This window comes from Streptomyces sp. NPDC003379, from assembly GCF_053589195.1.
The window spans coordinates 33361-52722 of the sequence record NZ_JBSFRK010000003.1; the positions used below are offsets into that span (position 1 = coordinate 33361).

Sequence of the window (19362 nt, forward strand, 5' to 3'; positions counted from 1 at the left end):
GCTCGTGTCGCTCGTGTCGGTCGTGTCGCTCGTGTCGGTCGTGTCGCTCGTGTCGGTCGTGTCGCTCGTGTCGGTCGTATCGGTCGTGCCGGTCGTGTCGGTTCTGTCCGTCGCGGGAGAGTCAGCCGCGCAGGGCGGCGAGGCTCGCGGGACGCAGATCCGTCCAGTGGGTCTCGACGTACGCGAGGCACGCGGCCCGGTCGGCGGGGCCGTGCGCCGTCTTCCAGCCGGAGGGGACGTCGATGGCGGCGGGCCACAGGGAGTGCTGGTTCTCGTCGTTCACCAGCACGAGGAAGTCGGTGTCGGTGGCGTCGAAGGGGTTGGTCATCACAGGGCTCCTTCAGGTTCGGTGGGTGCTGCGTCGGAGGGGGCCCGCGCGGTGGCGGGGCCGGTGCCGAGTCGGGGGATCGGGCGCGGACCGCAGACCGTTTCGACGGCGGCGGCGATGGCCAGCGCGTCGCGGGTGCGGGGTGGTCCGAAGACGGATACGCCCACAGGGAGCGCGTCGTGCGGTCCGGCGGGGACGGTGATGTGCGGGTAACCGGCCAGGGCCGGGACCGTAGAGGTGTTGCGGGCCCGCCGGTCGCCACCCGCGTGGTCCACCGGCCACGCCGGATCGCTGGTCGGCGCGATGACGGCGGAGAGGCCGTGCCCGCTCATCGCGTCGTGCAGTAGCGTGCGGGCCCACTGCCGGGCGCGGGCCCGCTTGGCCGGGGCCTCGGCGCGCTGCTCGTCGGTGACCGCCAGGGCGCGTTCGAACAGATCCTGGCCGAACGGCGCCTCCAGCGCCCTCGTGGCCTCGATCAGCGCGGCCAGGGTGGGCGGCGCCCCTCCGCGACCGGCCAGATAGTGCTCCACGCCGGGCCGGAACTCCGCCACCAGCGCGTCCAGGGCGTCCTCCAACACGCTTGATTCCAGCGGAAGTTCAACAGGGATGACGGTGGCGCCCGCCGCGGCGAGCGCGGTGACGGTCCGGTCGAGGGCCTCCCGGGCGGCCGGGGCCATCCGTCGTCCCGGCCAGACCCCGAGGCGCAACCCGGCCACACCGACCGGTCCGGACGGTATCTCGCCGGTCAGCGCGGCGAGACAGGCCGCCGCGTCGGCGCAGCTGCCCGCCAGAACTCCCGGCGTGTCCAGGACGGTGGAGATCGGCACGATGCCGCCCGTCGGCAACAGGCCGAGTTCGGGCTTCACCCCGACGATCCCGGTGACGGACGCGGGACACACGACCGAGCCGTCGGTCTCCGTGCCGATGGCCAGCGGGGCCAGGCCGGCGGCCACCGCGGCGGCCGAACCGGACGACGAACCACCGGGGCTGTGGTCGAGCGCGTGCGGGTTCCACGTCTGGCCGCCGGTCCCCGACCACCCCTCGATCCCGTCGACGGAACAGAAGTTGCCCCATCCGGACAGGTTCGTCTTGCCGACCACCACGGCGCCCGCCGCCCGCAGCAGCCCCACCACGTCGGCGTCCGACGCCGGAGGGTGCTCCATCAGCAGCGGCGAACCGGCCGCCGTGGCAAGGCCACGGGTGTCCACGTTGTCCTTCACCAGGACCGGCACCCCTTCGAGCGGGCGCCCGCCACCGGCGGCCAGGCGCCGGTCGCTGTCCCGCGCCTGGGCACGGGCGGTCGGGTCGACCGCGTACACCGCGTTGACCCACGGGTCGACTGCGGCGATCCGTCCCAGGCACGACTCCACCAGATCGACGGCCCGTACGGCCCGTACGTCCCGCCGCGGAAGCCGCAGCCGCTCGCCCAGCTCGGCCAGAGAGGGCCACGGGCCCGTGGACTCGGCCCCTGTCGGCTCAGTCAAGGCGGGCCTCCCGCAGCGTGCGCGAGGTGAGGAACACCGCGATCGCCGCGGCCGCGACGACTCCGTGCAGGCCCAGCGTCACCGCGAAACCGAAGGAGTCGACGGCCACCCCCATGACGAGGTTGCCGATCAGCGGAGCGGCGAACGACAGCAGCGACATCAGCGCCATCACCCGGCCGCGCATCTCCGTCGCCGCACAGCGCTGGATCAGCGACATCAGCACCAGGCTCGCCTGCGCGGTGACCGCGCCCATCAGGCCGTACCCGGCGGCCGCCGCGGCCACGGAGTGGACCTGGCCGAGCAGGACGAGCAGCAGAGCCTGCCCGGCCACGCACACCACCAGTACGGCGGCGGCCCGTCGGCGGACCGGCAGCGCGAGGCTCGTCAGGAACGCGGCGGCGGCGCCGACCGTGAACGCCGACAGCAGCACGCCCGCGCCCGTGGTACCCGCGTCGAGGGAGTCGGCGAGCAGCACCAGTCCGACGTTGATCGGCCCGGCCCCCGCCAGCTCCACCAGCCCGACCACGCACAGCAGCAGACGGAGATGCCGGTGCCGAGCCGCGTACCGCATCCCCTCGGCGACCCGGGTGATGAGCCGGGCCTGGTCCCGCGGGGTCTCCTGCGGCATCTCCCGCGGGACATCCCGCGCCTTGCGCGCCGACCGCGCCGACCGCGCCCGCCGCGGTCGGCACACCGCCACCGCCACCGCCGACACCAGGAAGCTCACCGCGTTCGCGGTGGCCACCGCCACCATCCCGCCGATCCCGAGCAGCCACGCGCCGACCGGTCCGCCCGCCGCCTGACCGGCGCGCAGGCCGATCAGGTACAGGGCATTGCCCCGCACCAAGTGCTCCGGCGGCAGCAGCAGGGGGCGCAGGGCGCCGCTCGCGGGCAGGAAGAACGCGCCCAGCAGACCCAGCACCGCGGCGACGGCGAACAGCACGGGCACCGAGGGACCGGTGATCGCCACGGCGACCGCCGAGACGGCCATGAGCGCGCCTCGGGCCACGTCCGACCCCACCATCACGCGCGCCGGACCGTGCCGGTCGGCCACCGCGCCCGCGCCGAGCAGCGCGGCGAGCCGCGGCACACCGGCCAGCGCCAGCACCGTGCCGGCGGTCGCCGCGCTGGTCGCCTCCACCACCGTCGACGCGAGAGCGATGGTCCACGCCGCGTCACCGACGCTCGACAGGCCGGTGGCGCCGACGAACGACAGATAGCGGGGGGAGACCGGACCGGTGCGCACGGGGGCGGCCTCCGCGGTGCCGGTGGGCATCAGCGCACTTCCGAGGGGAGCGGTGACGCCGCCCGGTCCGGTCCGGCCGACGGCACCCAGACGTCCTCGGCGGACAGGGCGTCCGGACGGTACTTGCCCAGCGCGCTGATCAGCAGCCGCATCTCCAGGGCGATGCACTCGGCCAGGCGTCGCAGACCGGCCCGCGGATCCTCGTCCACGGCCAGCAGCGCCGCCCGGCCGAGGCCCACCGCGCGGGCGCCGAGGGCGAGGGACTTCACCGCGCGCGCCCCTTCCCACATCCGCCCGGACACCAGCAGACAGCCGTCGGGCTTGCCGATGCGGCGCAGGCACTCGGCGAGCGGCAGTCCGACGCCGGACAGGAACGCCTTGGGCGCCCAGCCCGACCCGCCCTCCGCGCCGTCGACGGTGACGGAGTCGGCCCCGGCGGCCCAGGCCACCCGGGCGGCCTCGCCCACGTCGCGGCCGGGCGGCAGCTTCACCCACACCCGGGCCCGCGGATAGTTGTTGCGCATCAGCCGGATCTGCTGGCGCAGCACCTCCTCGGTGAACGTGCCGGGGCTGGCGCAGCGCAGTTGCCGTCCGCTCGCCTCGTCGAAGACCCGCTCCAGGGCGAACTGTCCGGCCAGCGCGGCCGCCCCCGTGTCGTCGACGACCGTCATCCCGCCGAGCCCCGGTTTGGCGCCCTGGCCGACCTTCAGCTCCAGCGCGAGCCGGCCGCTGTCCAGCAGGGGGAGGGCCGACGGCGCGCTGTAGACGAGGTTCCAGACCTCGGCGTCGGCGTCCTCGGTGCTCTGCTGCACGACCACACCGCCGATCCCGTCGGGCACGGCGTCCGCGTAGGCCCGTACCCGTCCGAGGAGCGTGGCGCCTTCGGCGCCGGTGAGCTGGCCGGAGCCGTTGACCGGAGCGACGTTCTCGCCGACCACCATCGGGATGCCCAGCTCACCCGCCTGCCGGCCCGCGGCCCGCCCGAGGTCGGCGCTGGCGACCTGCGTCGAGCCGAACGCCGACAGGTACAGCGGCAGCGTGGAGGAGAATCCGCCGATCTCCGTGCCCAACTCGACGTCGCTGTGGAGCGGTTCACGCCCGAGGTCGATCAGCTTCTCCAGCCGCCGCGGCATGAACACCGGGGGCACGAGCCGGGCGTCGTCCAGGCCGTCGCCGCCGCGCCGGTCACCGCCGTGCTCGTCGACGGCGCCGAACAGCGCGCGGCCGTAGTCGTGCAGCGCGGGGAAGGCCGCCGCCGGCCCGCCGCGGGCGCGTTCGCGCACCTCCGCGTCGGGGAAGTGGTCGGCTCGCAGGACACTCATGGAGCCACCACCCCGGGGACCTTGGGGAAGGCGCTGGCCTGCCACACCGAGTGCAGCCCGGCGATGTACCGGGTCAGGCGCTCCAGGCCGATCCCGAAACCGGCGCTGGCGGGGATGCCTTCGCGGACCACCTTCAGGTACCAGGCGTACTTGGCGGGGTTCTCGCCGGTCTCCCGCATCCGGGCGATGATCGTGCCGTAGTCGTGCTCGCGCTCGCCGCCGCTGCACAGCTCGCCGTAGCCCTCGGCGGCCAGCAGGTCGAAGTTGCGCAGATACCCGGGCCGCTCGGCGTTCTCCTTGTCGTAGAAGCCGCGTGAGCCCTTGGGGTAGTCGGTCACGAAGAAGGGCTGGTCGGCCTTGGACGACAGCAGTGCCTCACCGGCCCAGTCGATCTCCGCGTCCGGATTCTGGTCGTGGCCCATGGAGTGCAGGTCGGCCACGGCGGACGCGTGGGTGCGCCGGCCGAACGGCTGCTGTGACAGCAGCCCCGCGAACGCGTCGGTGTCGCGGCCGAGTTCGGCGAGCTGCTCCGGAGCGCGCTCCACGACCCGGCGCACGATGTGCTTGACCACCCCTTCCGCGACCGCCATCGCGTCGTCGCGGGACGCCCCCGCGATCTCCACGTCGATCTGGTGGAACTCGGCGAGGTGCCGGCTGGTGGAACTGGTCTCAAGCGGCTCCAGGCGGACGTTCGGCGCCACGCAGAAGATGCGGTCGAATGCGGTCAGCGACGCCTGCTTGTACAGGATCGCGCTGGTCATCAGTTTGTAGCGGTGACCGTAGTAGTCGACGTCGACCTGCTTGGCGCCCCGGGCGCCGGGATCGGTCACCGGGCCCATCACCGGGGGCAGCAGCTCGGTGAACTCCTGCCCGGACAGATACTCGCGGGCCGCGTCCAGCATCGTGTGCTGCGTCTTGAGCACGGCCCGGGTGACCGGAGACGTCAGGTGGGCACGCGGGTCGCCGGGCGAGGTGGTGTCTTGCTGGGTGATGTCCATGCCGGACTGTCTCCTTCGTGAGGTGGCGGGGCGTCTTCGCGGTGGGCGGGGCGTCGGATGCCGGACGGTCAGCCGACGCCGAGCGTCGTGCCGTCGGCGCTCACGGCTCGTTCCAGAGCGGCGCCGTCAAAGGTCTGTTCTACGTAGGACAGCGAGCGCAGGAGCTGCGCGGCGTCGGCCTCGTGGCGGCCGTCCGTCTCCACGAGGGCGCCGATCGGGAGGGCACCGGTGTGCGACCACCGCAGCCGGCCGGTCGCGTCGACGGTCGCGCGTGTCCGGCCCGCGTTGTCGGGATGCAGGCAGTACGGCACGTCGAGATAGCCCCGCCGCACCGCCCGCACCAGGGCCCTGCCCAGGTCGGCGTCGAGGTTCAGGACGGCCTCGACCAGGGCTCTGGCCTCGGCGAGGATGCCGGTGTCCGGCGGGTCGGGCCGCACCGCCGAGCGCTCGTCATCGGCCGCCGCGCCGGCGATCCGCAGCGCGGTCACGTTCTCCTCGACGGTGGGAATGCGGTGGGCCTCGGCGACCGTCTTCACGATCAGCCGCTCCGCCCCGGTCCGCACCGCCAGCCGGGCGGCCTGCGCGAGGAGTTCGGTGGCACCGCCTTCGGTCCGCGGGTAGACGCCCATGTAGGTGTAGAGCACGACGTGCCAGTCGGCTCCGGCGAGGAGTTCGGCGGACAGCAGGCGCAGGGCGCGTACCGCCTCGGCGTCCTGCTCCGGGTGCGTCTGCTGCGCGTAGCTGAGGGACACGCTCTGCACGCCGTGCTGCTGGAAGAACATCCCCTCCAGCACGCTGATGGCCACGAGCAGGCTCGGCGGGCAGAGCTGGCCCATCATGCAGCCGCCGAAGGACTCCAGGTGCGGCCGTACGCCGGTCCCGCCCAGCTCCGCGAGGAGCTCGCAGGACTCGGCCCAGTGGCGCACCGCGTCGGCGACGGGGACACGGCTGTAGGGGAGGCAGTACGAGAGGGGGCCGCCTTCGCTCGCGTGGAGGCCGCACGCGCCGAGCGCGGCGAAGATGTCCTGAGGCCGGGCCGAGCCGTGCCGCACCTGCACCGGGAAGGCGTCGTCGTGCAGCCCGTTGAGGACTTCGCGGGTGAACTCGGGCGGGTAGGCCACGATCGGGTAGCCGTTCAACGGATCGCCCGCGGCCAGCGCCGCGTAGACGGCGGCATGGTCGCCCACGCGGGTGAAGCTGTCCAAGGTGATCGTGCCGACCGCGCACACCCCGGCCTCCCGCACGGCCTGCAGACCGGCGCGCATCCCCGCGGGGTCGCCGATGCCCATTCTCGGCTGGACGACGAGCCGGCCGGACGCCTTGGCCCGGGCGACGAAGTCCCCGAAGGACCGCCCGGGACCGGCCATGTCCACTGTCACGACGACACTCCCTGCGGCAGACGCGCCAGGAAGGAGCGGAACGCACCCATTCCGCTGCCTTCCTCGAACACGCCGTCGAAACCGGCCTCGGTGAGCGCCGAGGCGCGCTCACGCCCGCCGGCCCCGCCGATGCCGAGCTTGCCGCCGATGACGACGGAGGTCCGCGCCAGCTCCTCGCGGGCCCGCAACTTGCCGATGACCCGCTTTCCCTCGTGGAAGCCGTGGCCGTTGACGCTGCTGACCACGGTCAGGTCGGGAGTGAGACGGAGGCAGCTGTCGAGCAACAGCTCGTCGGGGACGCAGGCGCCCAGGTTCACCACCTCGTGCCCCCACTCCTCCAGCAGGAGCTGGAGGTACACGAGGTTCCAGGTGTGCGCGTCGGAGGCGAGGCTGGTGACCATGATGTGCAGCCCTCGTATGTCGCCCGGCTGTCGTCGGTTCAAGGCGGTGCTCATCTCTCTTGTGAAGGGATGGACGGTGCGCGGGGCGTTCTCAGTCCCAGCCGGTGGTGTTCTTGGACTGCGCGACGGTGGCGGACCCGGCCGCCGCGTGCCCGCTGATGTCGCCCGCCGACCCGTCGGCGAGCGTCACCGCCCCCAGGGCCGGGACGGTGGCGAGAACGAGGACAGCGACAAACTTCGTAAAGCGGGCACCGGTGGGCATGCGAACTCTCCTCTTGTGAAGGACCGTCGGGGTGACCCGGCCGCCGCGCCCCGTGGTGGGGGCGCCCTTGCGCCGGTGGAACAAGATTCCCCCGCCGCTCCCGTGCGCCGCTAGGTCTGACCGGTGTCCTGATCCGGCCCTCGCATAGACCGTCCACCGTCGTCCCCGGTGCCGCAGAGCCCGTCGTAGAACTGCGGTACCAGCGCCGCCGAGCACGCGGCGACACGGGCGCCCCGAAGCGCGTACTCGCACTCCAGCGTGCGCGTCACGAACACACGCGCCGTGTCCTCCGCCTCGCACACCGAATCGGCGGTCACGTAGACCCCGACCGTCAGCTTCCGGTCCGCGTCCGGATGGATGCTGATGTGCTGGATCCCTTCATGCCGACGTGCGTGGGACCGGAAGATCGCCCTGAGGCGCTCGGGCTCAGGGGGATCGACGGCCAACCGGACCCGTGCGTGAACAAGCTGCATCGTCCGAGCTTGCTGAAGGCGACGCGGAGCCAACAAGACCAGCTCGCGGGCCGGTCTATGCCAGGTCCCGAAACGGCCAGCACCACGGCGGTTTTCGGACAGAGAATGTGGGCATCTCCCGCCGTTCCCCGCGGCTTGATAGCAATGGTGTGATAGGGATCGACGGGTGGACTCAGGGGGCGGGGTGCTGGACGCGCTCGGACTGGACGACACCTGCGCGCATGTCTACAAGGCCCTCCTGGCCCAGCCGCAGGCGAACCTCGACGAACTGCGGGGGATACTGGGCCTCTCCGAAGCCGAACTGGGCGACTCGCTGGACAGGTTGAGCGGACTGGCGCTGATCCGGCCCTGCCTGGAGGAACCCCACATCTTCCGCGCCGTCGACCCGGAGCTGGGCATCCAGGCCCTCATCGCCCAGCAGCAGGAACGGCTCGTGGCCGAACAGCAGCGGGTCGAGCGGCTCCGCGCCGCCGCCACCCGCCTCGCCGCCGACTTCGCCGCCAGCCGCCCCCGCAAGAGCGTGGCCGACGTCGAACAGCTCGAGGGAATCGAGGAGATCCGGGACCGCATCCACGTGCTCGTCCGCGAGGTCAAGGCCGAGGTGATGACCTTCGCCCCCGGCGGTGCGCAGAGCGCCGCCAGCATGGACGCGGCCAAACCGCAGGACGAGGAGCTCCTCGGCCGCGGCGTGCGCATGCGCACGCTGTACCTCGACAGCGTGCGGAACAGCCCGGCCACCGTCGCCTACGCCAAGTGGCTCACGGAAGTCGGCGGCGAGGTGAGGACCACGCCCTCCCTGCCGATCCGCCTGATGATCCTGGACAGCGATGTCGCCATCGTTCCCGTCAACGGGGAGAACAGCGCCGCCGGCGCCCTCGTCCTCGGCGCGGACGGCATGCTCACCGCACTCTGCGCCCTGTTCGACTCCCTGTGGGAGAAGGCCACCCCGCTAGGCGGCGCCGCCCGCGACCGCGACGAGGACGGCCTGACCCCCCAAGAGGCCGAAGTCCTCAAGATGCTGGCCCACGGCCTCACCGACGAGGCCGTCGCCAAACGCCTCGGCGTCTCCCCGCGCACCGCACGCCGCATCGCCGCCGACCTGATGGAGAAGCTGGGAGCGCGCAGCCGCTTCCAGGCGGGTGCGCGGGCGGTCGCGAAGGGCTGGCTGAGAGGGGACGAATAGCACCATGCCCGAGCACACGCCCGCCGCCCCGCCCGACCCCGGACTCTTCGGACCGGCGTCGGTCACCTGGCAGGTCCACTCCGACCCCATGATGTGGGTCGCCGGGATCCGCGCCCTCTACCTCCAGGCCCTCCACCCCCGCGCCGTACGCGGAGTCATGACGAATTCCGACTTCCGCAAGGACGCCTGGGGCCGCCTGATGCGCACCGCCCACTTCGTCGGCACCACCACCTACGGCACGACCGAGGCCGCCGAGAAGGCGGGCGCCCGCGTGCGCAAGATCCATACGATGCTCACGGCCACCGACCCGGACACGGGGGAGCGGTACGGCGTCGACGAGCCCGGACTGTTGCTCTGGGTGCACTGCGCGGAGATCGACTCCTACCTCCATGTCGTACGCCGATCAGGGATCCGGATGCCCGACGCGCTCGCCGACCGCTACGTCGGCGAACACCGGCGGAGCGCCCGGCTGGTCGGCCTCGACCCCGACGACGTACCCGGCTCCACGGCCGGACTCGCCGCGTACTTCGACCAGGTGCGCCCCGAGCTGACCGCCGGGCCCGACGCCCGCGCCGTCGACGACTTCCTGCGGAGCCCGCCGACGCACCCCCTGCTCGTCCCGGCGCGCGCCCTGCTGTGGCGGCGTGTGGCCGATCTGGCGTACGCCTCCCTGCCGCCGTACGCCCACGAGCTGTACGGCAGAACCGCCCCACCGCCCCCCACGGTGACCCGGCGCCTGACTCTCACCGGCACCGCCCTGCGCGCCGTCCCCCCGCGTGTGCGCTGGCAACTGCCGCCCCGGCACATCCTGCGCGCCATGGCCCGCCTCGGGCCCGGCAGCCGCCCCGCCCCGTACAGACTCGACAGTCGGGACGCCATACTGGACGGGCCGGGGAGGGCGCAGCGAGGCAACGGGGGCGACAGCACGAGATGGCGGAAACCAGGCTGATCCAGAGCCGCTACCGGCTTCTGGATCTGATCGGGCGCGGAGGCATGGGCGAGGTGTGGCGGGCGCGCGACGAGTCGCTCGGCCGCCAGGTCGCCGTCAAATGCCTCAAGCCGATGGGCCACCACCACGACCAGTCCTTCACCCGCGTGCTGCGCGAGCGCTTCCGCCGCGAGGCGCGGGTGGCGGCGGGACTCCAGCACCGGGGCGTCACCGTCGTCCACGACTTCGGTGAGTACGACGGCGTGCTCTATCTGGTGATGGAGCTCCTCGAAGGCCGCAACCTCAGTCAGCTCCTGGAGGACAACAAACAGCATCCGCTGCCCGTCGCCGACGTCGTGGAGATCGCCGACCAGGTCGCCGCCGCTCTCGCGTACACCCACGAACAGGGCATCGTGCACCGGGACCTGAAGCCCGCGAACATCATGCTGCTCTCCGACGGCACCGTGAAGATCTGCGACTTCGGCATCGCCCGGCTCGGCGCCGACATCGGCTTCACCTCACGCCTGACCGGCACCGGCATCGCGATGGGCACGCCGCACTACATGTCGCCCGAGCAGATCAGCGGCGAACCCGTCGACCAGCGCAGCGACCTGTACTCCTTCGGCTGCGTGCTCTACGAGATCGCCACCGGCGCCCCGCCGTTCGACCTGGAGGACGCCTGGGCCGTCCTCGTCGGACACCGCGACACCATCCCCGAGCCGCCGCGCCGCCACCGCGGGGAACTGCCCGCGTACTTCGAGGACGTCGTCCTCGGCCTGCTCGCCAAGGACCCCGGCGACCGGCCCCCGGACGCGCGGGAGCTGCGCCGCCGCATCGCCGCGGGCCGCGCCACACCCTCGTACGTCCCGACCGTCGTCACACCCCAGGTGCGCCGCCCCGGGCAGCCGCCGTCCGGCGAGCCGCGGCTGCCCTCCTGGACCCGCGGCATGACCACCGGGCACAAGGCGAGCGGCGCCTCCGTGCTGCGCGCCACACCGCCCGACGCGGCGGCCGGCCTGACCGGCGAGTGGATCCCGCGCGTCGACGCACGCCGGACGGCCGTGCCCCGGCAGCCCGAACGCCCCGCCCCGTCACCGGAGTTGGTGGCCACCCTCACCAGCCGCCACAACGCGGGGCTGAGCCTCGGCAGGCTCGGGCGCTGGGCGGAGGCGGGCGAGGTGCACCGCGCGGTCGCGGCCGAGCGCGAGCACGTCCTCGGCCCCGACCACCCCGACACGCTCGCCAGCCGGTACGAGGTCGGGTTCACACTCAGCCGCACCGGGCGCGCCGCCGACGCGCTGCGCGAGTACGGCCGGGTCGCCCAGGGGCGGGAGCGTTCCCTCGGCCCCGACCACCCCGAGACGCTCGCCGCCCGCCAGGAGACGGCGTACGTACTCGGACAGCTCGGGCGGCACTTCGAGGCCCACCAGGTGTACACCTCGGTGCTCGCCGTCCGTGAGCGCACGGCGGGCCCCGACCACCCGGACACGCTGCGCTGCCGCCACAACCTCGCGTACAACCTCAGCCGCCTCGGCCGCCTGGAGGACTCCTACCGCCTGGCCGAAGAGGTGGCCGCGGCCCGCGCCCGCGTCCTGGGCGCCGCCCACCCCGACACGCTCGTCACCCGCTACGAAGTGGCGTACGCGCTCGGGCAGTTGGGCCGCTGGCCGGAAGCCCTGCAGACCTACCGCGAAGTCGCCGATGCGCGGGTGCGGGCGCTCGGCCCCGACCACCCCGACACGCTCGCCGCCCGCTACGAGGTCGGCATCAGCCTCGGCAGGCTCGGGCGCAGCGCCGAGGCCCTGGAGCTGTACCGCGATCTGATCGACGACCGTACGCGCGTCAACGGCCCCGCCGACCCGGAGACCCTGCGGGCACGGCACGGGCTCGGCGTGAACCTCGGCCGGCAGGGCCGCTGGGAGGAAGCCCTCGCGGAGGCGCGGGACGTGTGCGCCATACGAGAGCGGGTGCTCGGCGCCGACCATCCCGACACGCTGGTCAGCCGCAGGGAGGTCGCGGTCGGCCTCGGCTGGCTCGGCCGCTGGGCCGACGCGCTCACGGAGTACCGCGGGGTCGCCGCCGCCCGCGAGCAGGTCCTCGGCGCCGACCACCCCGACGCCCTGGCCAGCCGCAACGACGAGGCGCACTGCCTGGAGCAGCTGGGCCGCGGCACGGAGGCGGTCGAGCTGTACCGCAGGGTGGCGGCGCTCCGTCAGCAGCGGGCCGCCGGGAGCCACTGAGCGGCGTGGCCGCCCGCGGCGGACGGATTCCCGGCCGGCGGTCCCCGTGCTAGGAAGAGTCATGCCCGATCGTGCTGTGTATGACGCCGTGGTCGTCGGCGGTGGTCACAACGGTCTTGTCGCCGCCGCCTATCTCGCCCGCGCCGGACGGTCCGTACTGCTCCTGGAGCGGCTCGCCGGGACCGGGGGCGCCGCCGTCTCCAGCCGGCCCTTCCCCGGGGTCGACGCGCGGCTGTCCCGCTACTCGTACCTCGTCAGCCTCCTCCCCAAGAAGATCGTCCGGGATCTCGGCCTGGACTTCAGGGTGCGCACCCGCACCATCTCCTCCTACACCCCGGCCGAGCGCGCCGGCCGCCCCACGGGCCTGCTCGTCGGCGGCGGCGAGGCCCGCACCCGCCACGCCTTCGCGCGGCTCACCGGGAGCGACCGGGAGTACGACGCCTGGCGAAGCTTCTACGCCATGACCGGGCAGGTCGCCCGCCGGGTCTTCCCCACGCTCACCGAACCCCTGCCGAGCCGCGAGGAACTGCGCGCCCGCGTCGACGACGCCACCGCCTGGCGCATCCTCTTCGAAGAGCCCATCGGCACGGCGATCGAGGAACGCTTCGCCGACGACCTGGTGCGCGGGATCGTCCTCACCGACGCCCTCATCGGCACCTTCGCCGACGCCCACGACCCGTCCCTGCGGCAGAACCGCTGCTTCCTCCACCACGTCATCGGCGGCGGAACCGGCGACTGGAACGTGCCCGTCGGCGGCATGGGCGCCCTCACCGGAGCCATCGCCGACTCCGCGCGTATCGCGGGCGCCCGGCTGCGCACCGGTTGCGAGGTGACGCGGATCGCCACCGACGGGCGGCGCGGCGAAGTCACCTACCGGGAAGGCGACAGCGGCGAGCGGACCGTCGCCGCCCGGCACGTCCTCGTCAACGCCTCCCCGCAGGTCCTCGCCGCCCTCCTCGGCGACGAGCCGCCCGCGCCCGCCGAAGGCGCCCAGCTCAAGGTCAACATGCTGCTCAAGCGGCTGCCGAGACTCCGTGACCCGTCCGTCGACCCGTGCGACGCCTTCGCGGGGACCTTCCATATCGCCGAGGGGTACGGGGAGTTGGCGACGGCGTACGCCCAGGCCGCCGCCGGGGCCCCGCCCGCGGCGCCGCCCTCCGAGATCTACTGCCACTCGCTCACCGACCCGACGATCCTCGCCCCCGACCTCGTCGAGCGCGGCTACCACACCCTCACCCTCTTCGGACTGCACACGCCCGCCAGGCTCTTCGCCCGGGACAACGACGCGGTCCGCGCCGACCTCCTGAAGTCGACCCTCGCCCAGCTCGACGCGCACCTCGCCGAGCCGATCGCCGACTGCCTCGCACCCGACGCGGAGGGCCGCCCCTGCGTCGAGGCGAAGACCCCGCTCGACCTGGAGCGGGACCTGCGGCTGCCCGGCGGCCACATCTTCCACCGCGACCTCGCCTTCCCCTACGCAGAGAAGGGGAGCGGGCGTTGGGGCGTGGAGACCCGGCACGCGAACGTCCTGCTGTGCGGGGCGGGCGCCGCGCGCGGCGGGGGCGTCAGCGGCATCCCGGGCCACAACGCCGCCATGGCCACGCTCTACGCCCTCGACGAGCGCGCCTGAGCCCGCAGGAACCGCCGCTGGTCCGCCAGGAACCCGTCCGCGAAGAGTGACCTGGGCGAGAAGAGGGCGGTGAGCGTGGTCCTTGCGCCGGACCGCTCGACGGACCGCTTGACCAGGGAGTGGGCCGCGTCCGGATAGTGCTCGACCGTCAGCGCGCCGCCGCCTGACAGCACCCTGCGATAGACGCGTTCCGTCTCGGCCGTGTCCACGTTGAGGTCGTGGCCCGCGAGGGTCAGCAGCACCGGTACGCCGCGCAGGGCCCGCAGGTCGTCCGTCGCGTCGGCCGTGTAGTTCCTGGAGATGAAGCGCCAGCGCGCGTCGGTCATGCCGTCGGCGTCGCCGCCCGTCGACTTCACGTACTCCTCGAACGGGGCGTGGCGTTTCAGCAGTCGGCGGGTGGCGTCGCTCCTCGCGACCTCGGTTCTGACGCGGGCTCGGGACGCGCCGTCGGCGCGCAGTCCGGCGAGGAGGTGGTAGCGGCCCTGGCGGAGCCAGTTGACCGCGGGCGAGACGGCGATGACGAAACTCACCGGCGTCCTGGCGGCGACCTTCGGCAGGACCCAGCCCGCCTGACTGGCGCCCCAGAGCCCTATCCGGTCGCCGTCGATGTCCGGTCTCGCCCGCGCCCACGCGATGGCGGCGGTCACCTCGTCGGCCCGGTCCGCCATGGACTGGCCGAGCCAGTCGCCGGGAGCGCCCGCGACGCCGGGCTTGTCCCAGGAGAGGGAGGCGTACCCGGCTCGCGCGTTCGCCTCCCACATGGGTTTGTAGCCGTCCTCGTGGGTCGCGTCGACGGGCCCGTCGCCATGGACGTACACGACGAGACCGTGCCGCTCGCGGCCGTCCCGGGGCGTGGCGAGCACGCCGCGCAGGGTGTGCCCGCCATGGCGGATCGAGACCCGCCGCTCGTCCATGGCGTAGGAGTTCTGCCACAGCACCACACCGCCGAGTCCGGCGGCGAGAGTCAGGGCGGCGACGAGCGACCACACGGCGACGCGGAGTCCGCGCCGACGCGGCTTGATCGACTTGAGAGATGGGCGCACGGGAGGCGACCTCCATTGTTCGGATTGCCGGAGGGCCGAAAACTATCATTACTTCTACGATCGTTAGGTGAGTGATAGGTTTATTATCCGGCGGCAACGCGGGATCCGGATGGCAGTGAGAGAGGGAAGGTGGCGGCATGGAAGCCGATGCGACGAGCGTGGGGACGGGCGCCGACGGCGGACCGGTGACGGTCCTGCGGGGCGTTCCGGCGGGCGCCGAACGCCGGGCGGCCGAGCTGTACTGGGAGGCCTTCGGCCGCAAACTCGGCCCCGCGCTGAACCCGCCGGACAAGGCGGTGCCCTTCATCGCGGCCCACCTCAACGGCGACCGCGCGGTGTGCGCCCTCCTCGACGGGCAGCTCGTCGGCCTCGCCGGCTACCAGCTCGGCGGCCGCTCGCTCACCGGCGGATCGGCCGCCGCCGTGCTGCGCGCGTACGGTCATGTGCGGGGGCTGCACCGGATCCTGCTCCTCGCCCTCTTCGAACGCCGGCCGGCGCCGCGCCAGCTCGTGATGGACGGCATCGCCGTGGACGCGCGCATGCGGGGCCGCGGAGTCGGGAGCCTGCTCATCGAGGAAGTGGCCACCCTGGCGACGGAGGCGGCCTGCCGGGAGATCAGACTGGACGTCATCGACACCAACCCGCGCGCCAGGGCCCTCTACGAGCGGCGCGGCTTCACGGCCGTACGGACCGAGCGCACGCCCTACCTGCGCGCACTGCTGGGATTCGGCGCGGTGACCACCATGCGCCGCGCCGTCGGAGCGAGAGGGACGAAATGACCGCGAACGCAGGGACGGACCACGTCGAGGTCCCCACCCGCATGCTCGTCCACGCGCTGATCCGCGAGGACGGCACGGTCGCCGCGGACGAGCTGTACACCGTCGCCAACACCCTGGGCATGAGCGATCAGCAGGTGCGGCTGTGCGTCAAGCGCCTGGTCGCCGAGGGCCGGTTCACCCACGAGGGCCGGGGCCGCAAGGCGGAGCTGCGCGCGACCGCGGACACCACGCGCGCCCTCGCCCCGAACGCGGACTTCCTGCGCCACGCCTTCCGGCAGGACGCCGGACAGGCGCCCTGGGACGGCGTCTGGCACCTGGCCGCCTTCGCGGTGCCCGAATCGGCGCGCACGGCCCGTGACTCGCTGCGCGAGACACTCGTCCACCTCGGCGGCGCACCGCTCCAGGGCGGGCTGTACGTCTGCGCCAACGCCTGGGAGCCGTACGTCGAGGAGGCGGCCCGCCGCCTTCAGGTGCACGGCGCGCTCACCCTCCTGACCACGACGGATCTGCGCAGGGGCGACACGAGCGACCCCGTCGCACTCGTCCGCGAGCTCTGGCCCCTGACGGAGATCGCCGACCGCTACCACCGGCTCGGCCGCGTCGCACGGCCGCGCCTGGACCGGCTCACGGGCTCCGCCGCGCTCTCCCCGGCGGAACTCCTCACCGTCGCCATCGAGCTGGCGGCCGAGCTCAGCCGCGCCATGGAGCCCGATCCGCTGCTGCCGCCCGAGCTGCTGCCCCGCCCCTGGCCCGGTGCCCAGGCCCGGGAGCTGATCGCCCGGTGCTGGGCGGCCCTGCGCGCCAGGGACGACGGCGGAGCCGGACCGGCCGTCTTCCGCCTGTACGCCGACATCACCCAGGAGGCCCGCAGCGGCGAGAGAATCTGACGCAGCATCAGAAAAGCCCTTCCCTCGTACGGGCCGCTGCGGCATCCTGCCGCCATGCAGACGGAGTTGAGCAGGAGACTGGGAGTCGAGCACGCCATCTTCGGCTTCACGCCCTTCCCCGCGGTGGCCGCCGCCATCAGCAGGGCGGGCGGGTTCGGAGTGCTCGGCGCGGTCCGCTACACGGCGCCCGACGAACTGGCCAGAGACCTCGACTGGCTTCAGGAGCACGTCGACGGCAAGCCGTACGGACTCGATGTCGTCATGCCCGCCAAGAAGGTCGAGGGCGTCACGGAGGCCGACGTCGAGGCGATGATCCCCGAGGGGCACCGGCAGTTCGTCAAGGACACCCTCGCCCGACACGGCGTGCCCGAGCTGGCCGAGGGCGAGGCGTCCGGCTGGCGCATCACCGGCTGGATGGAGCAGGTCGCCCGCGACCAGCTCGACGTCGCCTTCGACTACCCGATCGGACTCCTCGCCAACGCGCTCGGTTCACCCCCGGCCGACGTGATCGAGCGCGCACACGCCAACGGCGTCCTCGTCGCCGCCCTCGCCGGCAGCGCCCGGCACGCCCGCAAGCACGCGGACGCCGGGATCGACATCGTCGTGGCCCAGGGGTACGAGGCGGGCGGCCACACCGGTGAGATCGCCTCCATGGTGCTCACCCCCGAAGCCGTCGAGGCCGTCGCGCCGCTGCCGGTGCTCGCCGCCGGGGGCATCGGCAGCGGGGAACAGATCGCGGCCGCGCTCGCGCTCGGCGCCCAGGGCGCCTGGCTCGGCTCCCTCTGGCTCACCACCACGGAGGCCGACCTGCACTCGCCCGCCCTGACGCGGAAACTGCTGGCCGCCGGTTCCGGCGACACGGTCCGCTCCCGGGCCCTGACCGGCAAACCCGCACGCCAGCTGCGTACGCGGTGGACCGACGCCTGGGACGACCCGCAGGGTCCGGGAACGCTGCCGATGCCGCTCCAGGGCCTTCTCGTCGCCGAAGCCGTGTCCCGCATCCAGAAGTACGAGGTTCAGGAGCTGCTCGGCACCCCGGTCGGGCAGATCGTCGGCCGGATGAACAGCGAGCGCACCGTCCAGGCCGTCTTCGACGATCTGACGCGCGGTTTCGAGCGGGCCGTCGACCGGATCAACCGCATCGCGGGAAGGGGAAGCCAGTCGTGAGCACACCCGGGAGCAGGTCCGTGAGTACGCCCGTCAGCACACCCCCCAACGGCTTCTGGGCGCAGGCCACGGCCGACCCCGGCCGCACCGTGCTCGTCGCCCCCGGCGGCGAGGAGTGGACGGCGGGCCGGCTGCACGGCGCCGCCAACCAGCTGGTGCACGGGCTGCGGGCCGCCGGTCTGGAGCGCGGCGACGCGTTCGCCGTCGTGCTGCCCAACGGCGTGGAGTTCCTCACCGCGTATCTGGCCGCCGCCCAGGCCGGGTTCTACCTCGTCCCCGTCAACCACCACTTGGTCGGCCCCGAGATCGCCTGGATCGTCGCCGACTCCGGCGCCAAGGTGCTGATCGCACACGAACGGTTCGCCGACGCGGCCGTGGCGGCGGCCGACGAGGCGGCGCTCCCGGCGGTCCGCCGCTACGCCGTCGGCGACGTGCCCGGCTTCCGCCCCTACCGCCAACTGCTCGACGGACGGCCCGAGTCGGTGCCCGAAGGCCGCACGCTCGGCTGGGTCATGAACTACACCTCCGGCACCACCGGCCGCCCCCGAGGCATCCGCCGCCCGCTCTCCGGCAAGCTCCCCGAGGAGTCCTACCTCGGCGGCTTCCTCGGCATCTTCGGCATCACGCCCTTCGACGGCAACGTCCACCTCGTCTGCTCGCCGCTCTACCACACCGCCGTGCTCCAGTTCGCGGGCGCCGCCCTGCACATCGGCCACCCGCTGGTCGTGATGGACAAGTGGACGCCCGAGGAGATGCTCCGCCTCATCGACGCGCACCAGTGCACACACACCCACATGGTGCCGACCCAGTTCCACCGTCTGCTCGCCCTGCCCGACGCGACGAAGGCCGCGTACGACGTGTCCTCCATGCGGCACGCCATCCACGGCGCCGCCCCCTGCCCCGACCATGTGAAGCGGGCGATGATCGGGTGGTGGGGCGAGTGCGTCGAGGAGTACTACGCGGCCAGCGAGGGCGGCGGCGCCTTCGCCACCGCGCAGGACTGGCTGCAGAAGCCGGGAACGGTCGGCAAGGCGTGGCCCATCAGCGAGCTGGCCGTCTTTGACGACGACGGGAACCGTCTGCCGCCCGGCGAGCTCGGCACCGTCTACATGAAGATGTCCACCGGCGGATTCTCGTACCACAAGGACGAGTCGAAGACGCGGAAGAACCGCATCGGCGACTTCTTCACCGTCGGCGACCTCGGCCTCCTCGACGAGGACGGCTATCTCTTCCTGCGCGACCGCAAGATCGACATGATCATCTCGGGCGGAGTGAACGTCTACCCCGCCGAGATCGAATCGGCGCTGCTCACCCACCCGGCGGTCGCCGACGCCGCCGCCTTCGGGATTCCGCACGACGACTGGGGCGAGCAGGTCAAGGCCGTCGTCGAGGTCGCCGAGGGCCGGGCCGCCGACGACGCGCTCGCCGCCGAGATCCTCGCCCACTGCGAGCGGCGGCTCGCGGGCTACAAGCGGCCCAAGAGCGTCGACTTCATCGAGACCATGCCCCGCGACCCGAACGGCAAGCTGTACAAGCGGCGGCTGCGCGACCCCTACTGGGAGGGCCGCGAGCGCGCCATGTGACCCAGGGACGGGCGGGCCGGGCCGTGAGG

Annotated in this window: 18 protein-coding genes; 8 read left to right on the forward strand and 10 right to left on the reverse strand. The window is 73.1% G+C overall.

Going from position 1 to position 19362, the window contains the following annotated elements; translation table 11 throughout:
- Positions 1-121 precede the first annotated feature (121 nt).
- The 9 genes from ACWDVB_RS04030 to ACWDVB_RS04070 all read right to left on the reverse strand — a co-directional run bounded on the left by ACWDVB_RS04030 (position 122) and on the right by ACWDVB_RS04070 (position 7893).
- Positions 122-328: an MbtH family protein gene (locus tag ACWDVB_RS04030; RefSeq protein WP_451514020.1), complete on the reverse strand. Its 207-nt coding sequence runs from the start codon at positions 326-328 to the stop codon at positions 122-124.
- The gene (locus ACWDVB_RS04035) at positions 328-1812 is read right to left on the reverse strand and encodes an amidase family protein (protein WP_451514019.1); all 1485 of its coding nucleotides are present in this window, start codon (positions 1810-1812) and stop codon (positions 328-330) included. The genes ACWDVB_RS04030 and ACWDVB_RS04035 overlap by 1 nt, the downstream gene beginning before the upstream one ends.
- Positions 1805-3088, reverse strand: a complete 1284-nt coding sequence (locus tag ACWDVB_RS04040) for an MFS transporter (protein ID WP_451514018.1) — start codon at positions 3086-3088, stop codon at positions 1805-1807. Before ACWDVB_RS04040 ends, ACWDVB_RS04035 begins: the two co-directional genes overlap by 8 nt.
- Positions 3088-4380, reverse strand: a complete 1293-nt coding sequence (locus tag ACWDVB_RS04045) for a glutamate synthase-related protein (RefSeq protein ID WP_451514017.1) — start codon at positions 4378-4380, stop codon at positions 3088-3090. The genes ACWDVB_RS04040 and ACWDVB_RS04045 overlap by 1 nt, the downstream gene beginning before the upstream one ends.
- A complete protein-coding gene (locus ACWDVB_RS04050) occupies positions 4377-5378 on the reverse strand; it encodes an asparagine synthetase A (protein WP_451514016.1) in 1002 nt (333 codons plus the stop codon). Before ACWDVB_RS04050 ends, ACWDVB_RS04045 begins: the two co-directional genes overlap by 4 nt.
- Before the next feature lie 68 nt (positions 5379-5446).
- Complete coding sequence (locus ACWDVB_RS04055; RefSeq protein ID WP_451514015.1) at positions 5447-6757, reverse strand: methylaspartate mutase; 1311 nt, start codon at positions 6755-6757, stop codon at positions 5447-5449.
- Positions 6754-7158, reverse strand: coding sequence for a cobalamin B12-binding domain-containing protein (locus ACWDVB_RS04060; RefSeq protein WP_451514047.1), 405 nt, complete (start codon positions 7156-7158; stop codon positions 6754-6756). Before ACWDVB_RS04060 ends, ACWDVB_RS04055 begins: the two co-directional genes overlap by 4 nt.
- 91 nt (positions 7159-7249) lie before the next feature.
- The gene (locus ACWDVB_RS04065; RefSeq protein ID WP_451514014.1) at positions 7250-7420 is read right to left on the reverse strand and encodes a hypothetical protein; all 171 of its coding nucleotides are present in this window, start codon (positions 7418-7420) and stop codon (positions 7250-7252) included.
- 110 nt (positions 7421-7530) lie between these two features.
- Positions 7531-7893: a hypothetical protein gene (locus tag ACWDVB_RS04070; protein WP_451514013.1), complete on the reverse strand. Its 363-nt coding sequence runs from the start codon at positions 7891-7893 to the stop codon at positions 7531-7533.
- A gap of 166 nt (positions 7894-8059) precedes the next feature.
- Here ACWDVB_RS04070 and ACWDVB_RS04075 point away from each other — a divergent pair, with 166 nt between their 5' ends.
- The 4 genes from ACWDVB_RS04075 (at position 8060) to ACWDVB_RS04090 (ending at position 13874) form a co-directional block, all read left to right on the forward strand.
- Positions 8060-9076 (forward strand): LuxR C-terminal-related transcriptional regulator, encoded by a 1017-nt coding sequence (locus tag ACWDVB_RS04075; protein ID WP_451514012.1) that lies wholly within the window; start codon positions 8060-8062, stop codon positions 9074-9076.
- Between the two features lie 4 nt (positions 9077-9080).
- The gene (locus ACWDVB_RS04080) at positions 9081-10025 is read left to right on the forward strand and encodes an oxygenase MpaB family protein (RefSeq protein ID WP_451514011.1); all 945 of its coding nucleotides are present in this window, start codon (positions 9081-9083) and stop codon (positions 10023-10025) included.
- On the forward strand, positions 10007-12244 hold the full coding sequence (locus ACWDVB_RS04085) for a tetratricopeptide repeat protein (RefSeq protein WP_451514010.1): 2238 nt from the start codon (positions 10007-10009) through the stop codon (positions 12242-12244). Before ACWDVB_RS04080 ends, ACWDVB_RS04085 begins: the two co-directional genes overlap by 19 nt.
- A gap of 61 nt (positions 12245-12305) precedes the next feature.
- Positions 12306-13874, forward strand: a complete 1569-nt coding sequence (locus tag ACWDVB_RS04090; RefSeq protein ID WP_451514009.1) for a phytoene desaturase family protein — start codon at positions 12306-12308, stop codon at positions 13872-13874.
- On the opposite strand, the gene ACWDVB_RS04095 is transcribed toward ACWDVB_RS04090, so the two are convergent.
- Positions 13850-14917 (reverse strand): alpha/beta hydrolase family protein, encoded by a 1068-nt coding sequence (locus ACWDVB_RS04095; protein WP_451514008.1) that lies wholly within the window; start codon positions 14915-14917, stop codon positions 13850-13852. The genes ACWDVB_RS04090 and ACWDVB_RS04095 overlap by 25 nt on opposite strands.
- Before the next feature lie 137 nt (positions 14918-15054).
- Here ACWDVB_RS04095 and ACWDVB_RS04100 point away from each other — a divergent pair, with 137 nt between their 5' ends.
- From ACWDVB_RS04100 to ACWDVB_RS04115, 4 genes are read left to right on the forward strand one after another with little or no spacing between them, the layout of a single operon-like run.
- On the forward strand, positions 15055-15696 hold the full coding sequence (locus ACWDVB_RS04100; protein WP_451514007.1) for a GNAT family N-acetyltransferase: 642 nt from the start codon (positions 15055-15057) through the stop codon (positions 15694-15696).
- The gene (locus ACWDVB_RS04105; RefSeq protein ID WP_451514006.1) at positions 15693-16583 is read left to right on the forward strand and encodes a PaaX family transcriptional regulator C-terminal domain-containing protein; all 891 of its coding nucleotides are present in this window, start codon (positions 15693-15695) and stop codon (positions 16581-16583) included. The genes ACWDVB_RS04100 and ACWDVB_RS04105 overlap by 4 nt, the downstream gene beginning before the upstream one ends.
- A 54-nt stretch (positions 16584-16637) precedes the next feature.
- Positions 16638-17750: an NAD(P)H-dependent flavin oxidoreductase gene (locus ACWDVB_RS04110; RefSeq protein ID WP_451514005.1), complete on the forward strand. Its 1113-nt coding sequence runs from the start codon at positions 16638-16640 to the stop codon at positions 17748-17750.
- A gap of 20 nt (positions 17751-17770) precedes the next feature.
- The gene (locus tag ACWDVB_RS04115) at positions 17771-19333 is read left to right on the forward strand and encodes an acyl-CoA synthetase (protein WP_451514004.1); all 1563 of its coding nucleotides are present in this window, start codon (positions 17771-17773) and stop codon (positions 19331-19333) included.
- Positions 19334-19362: the final 29 nt, after the last annotated feature.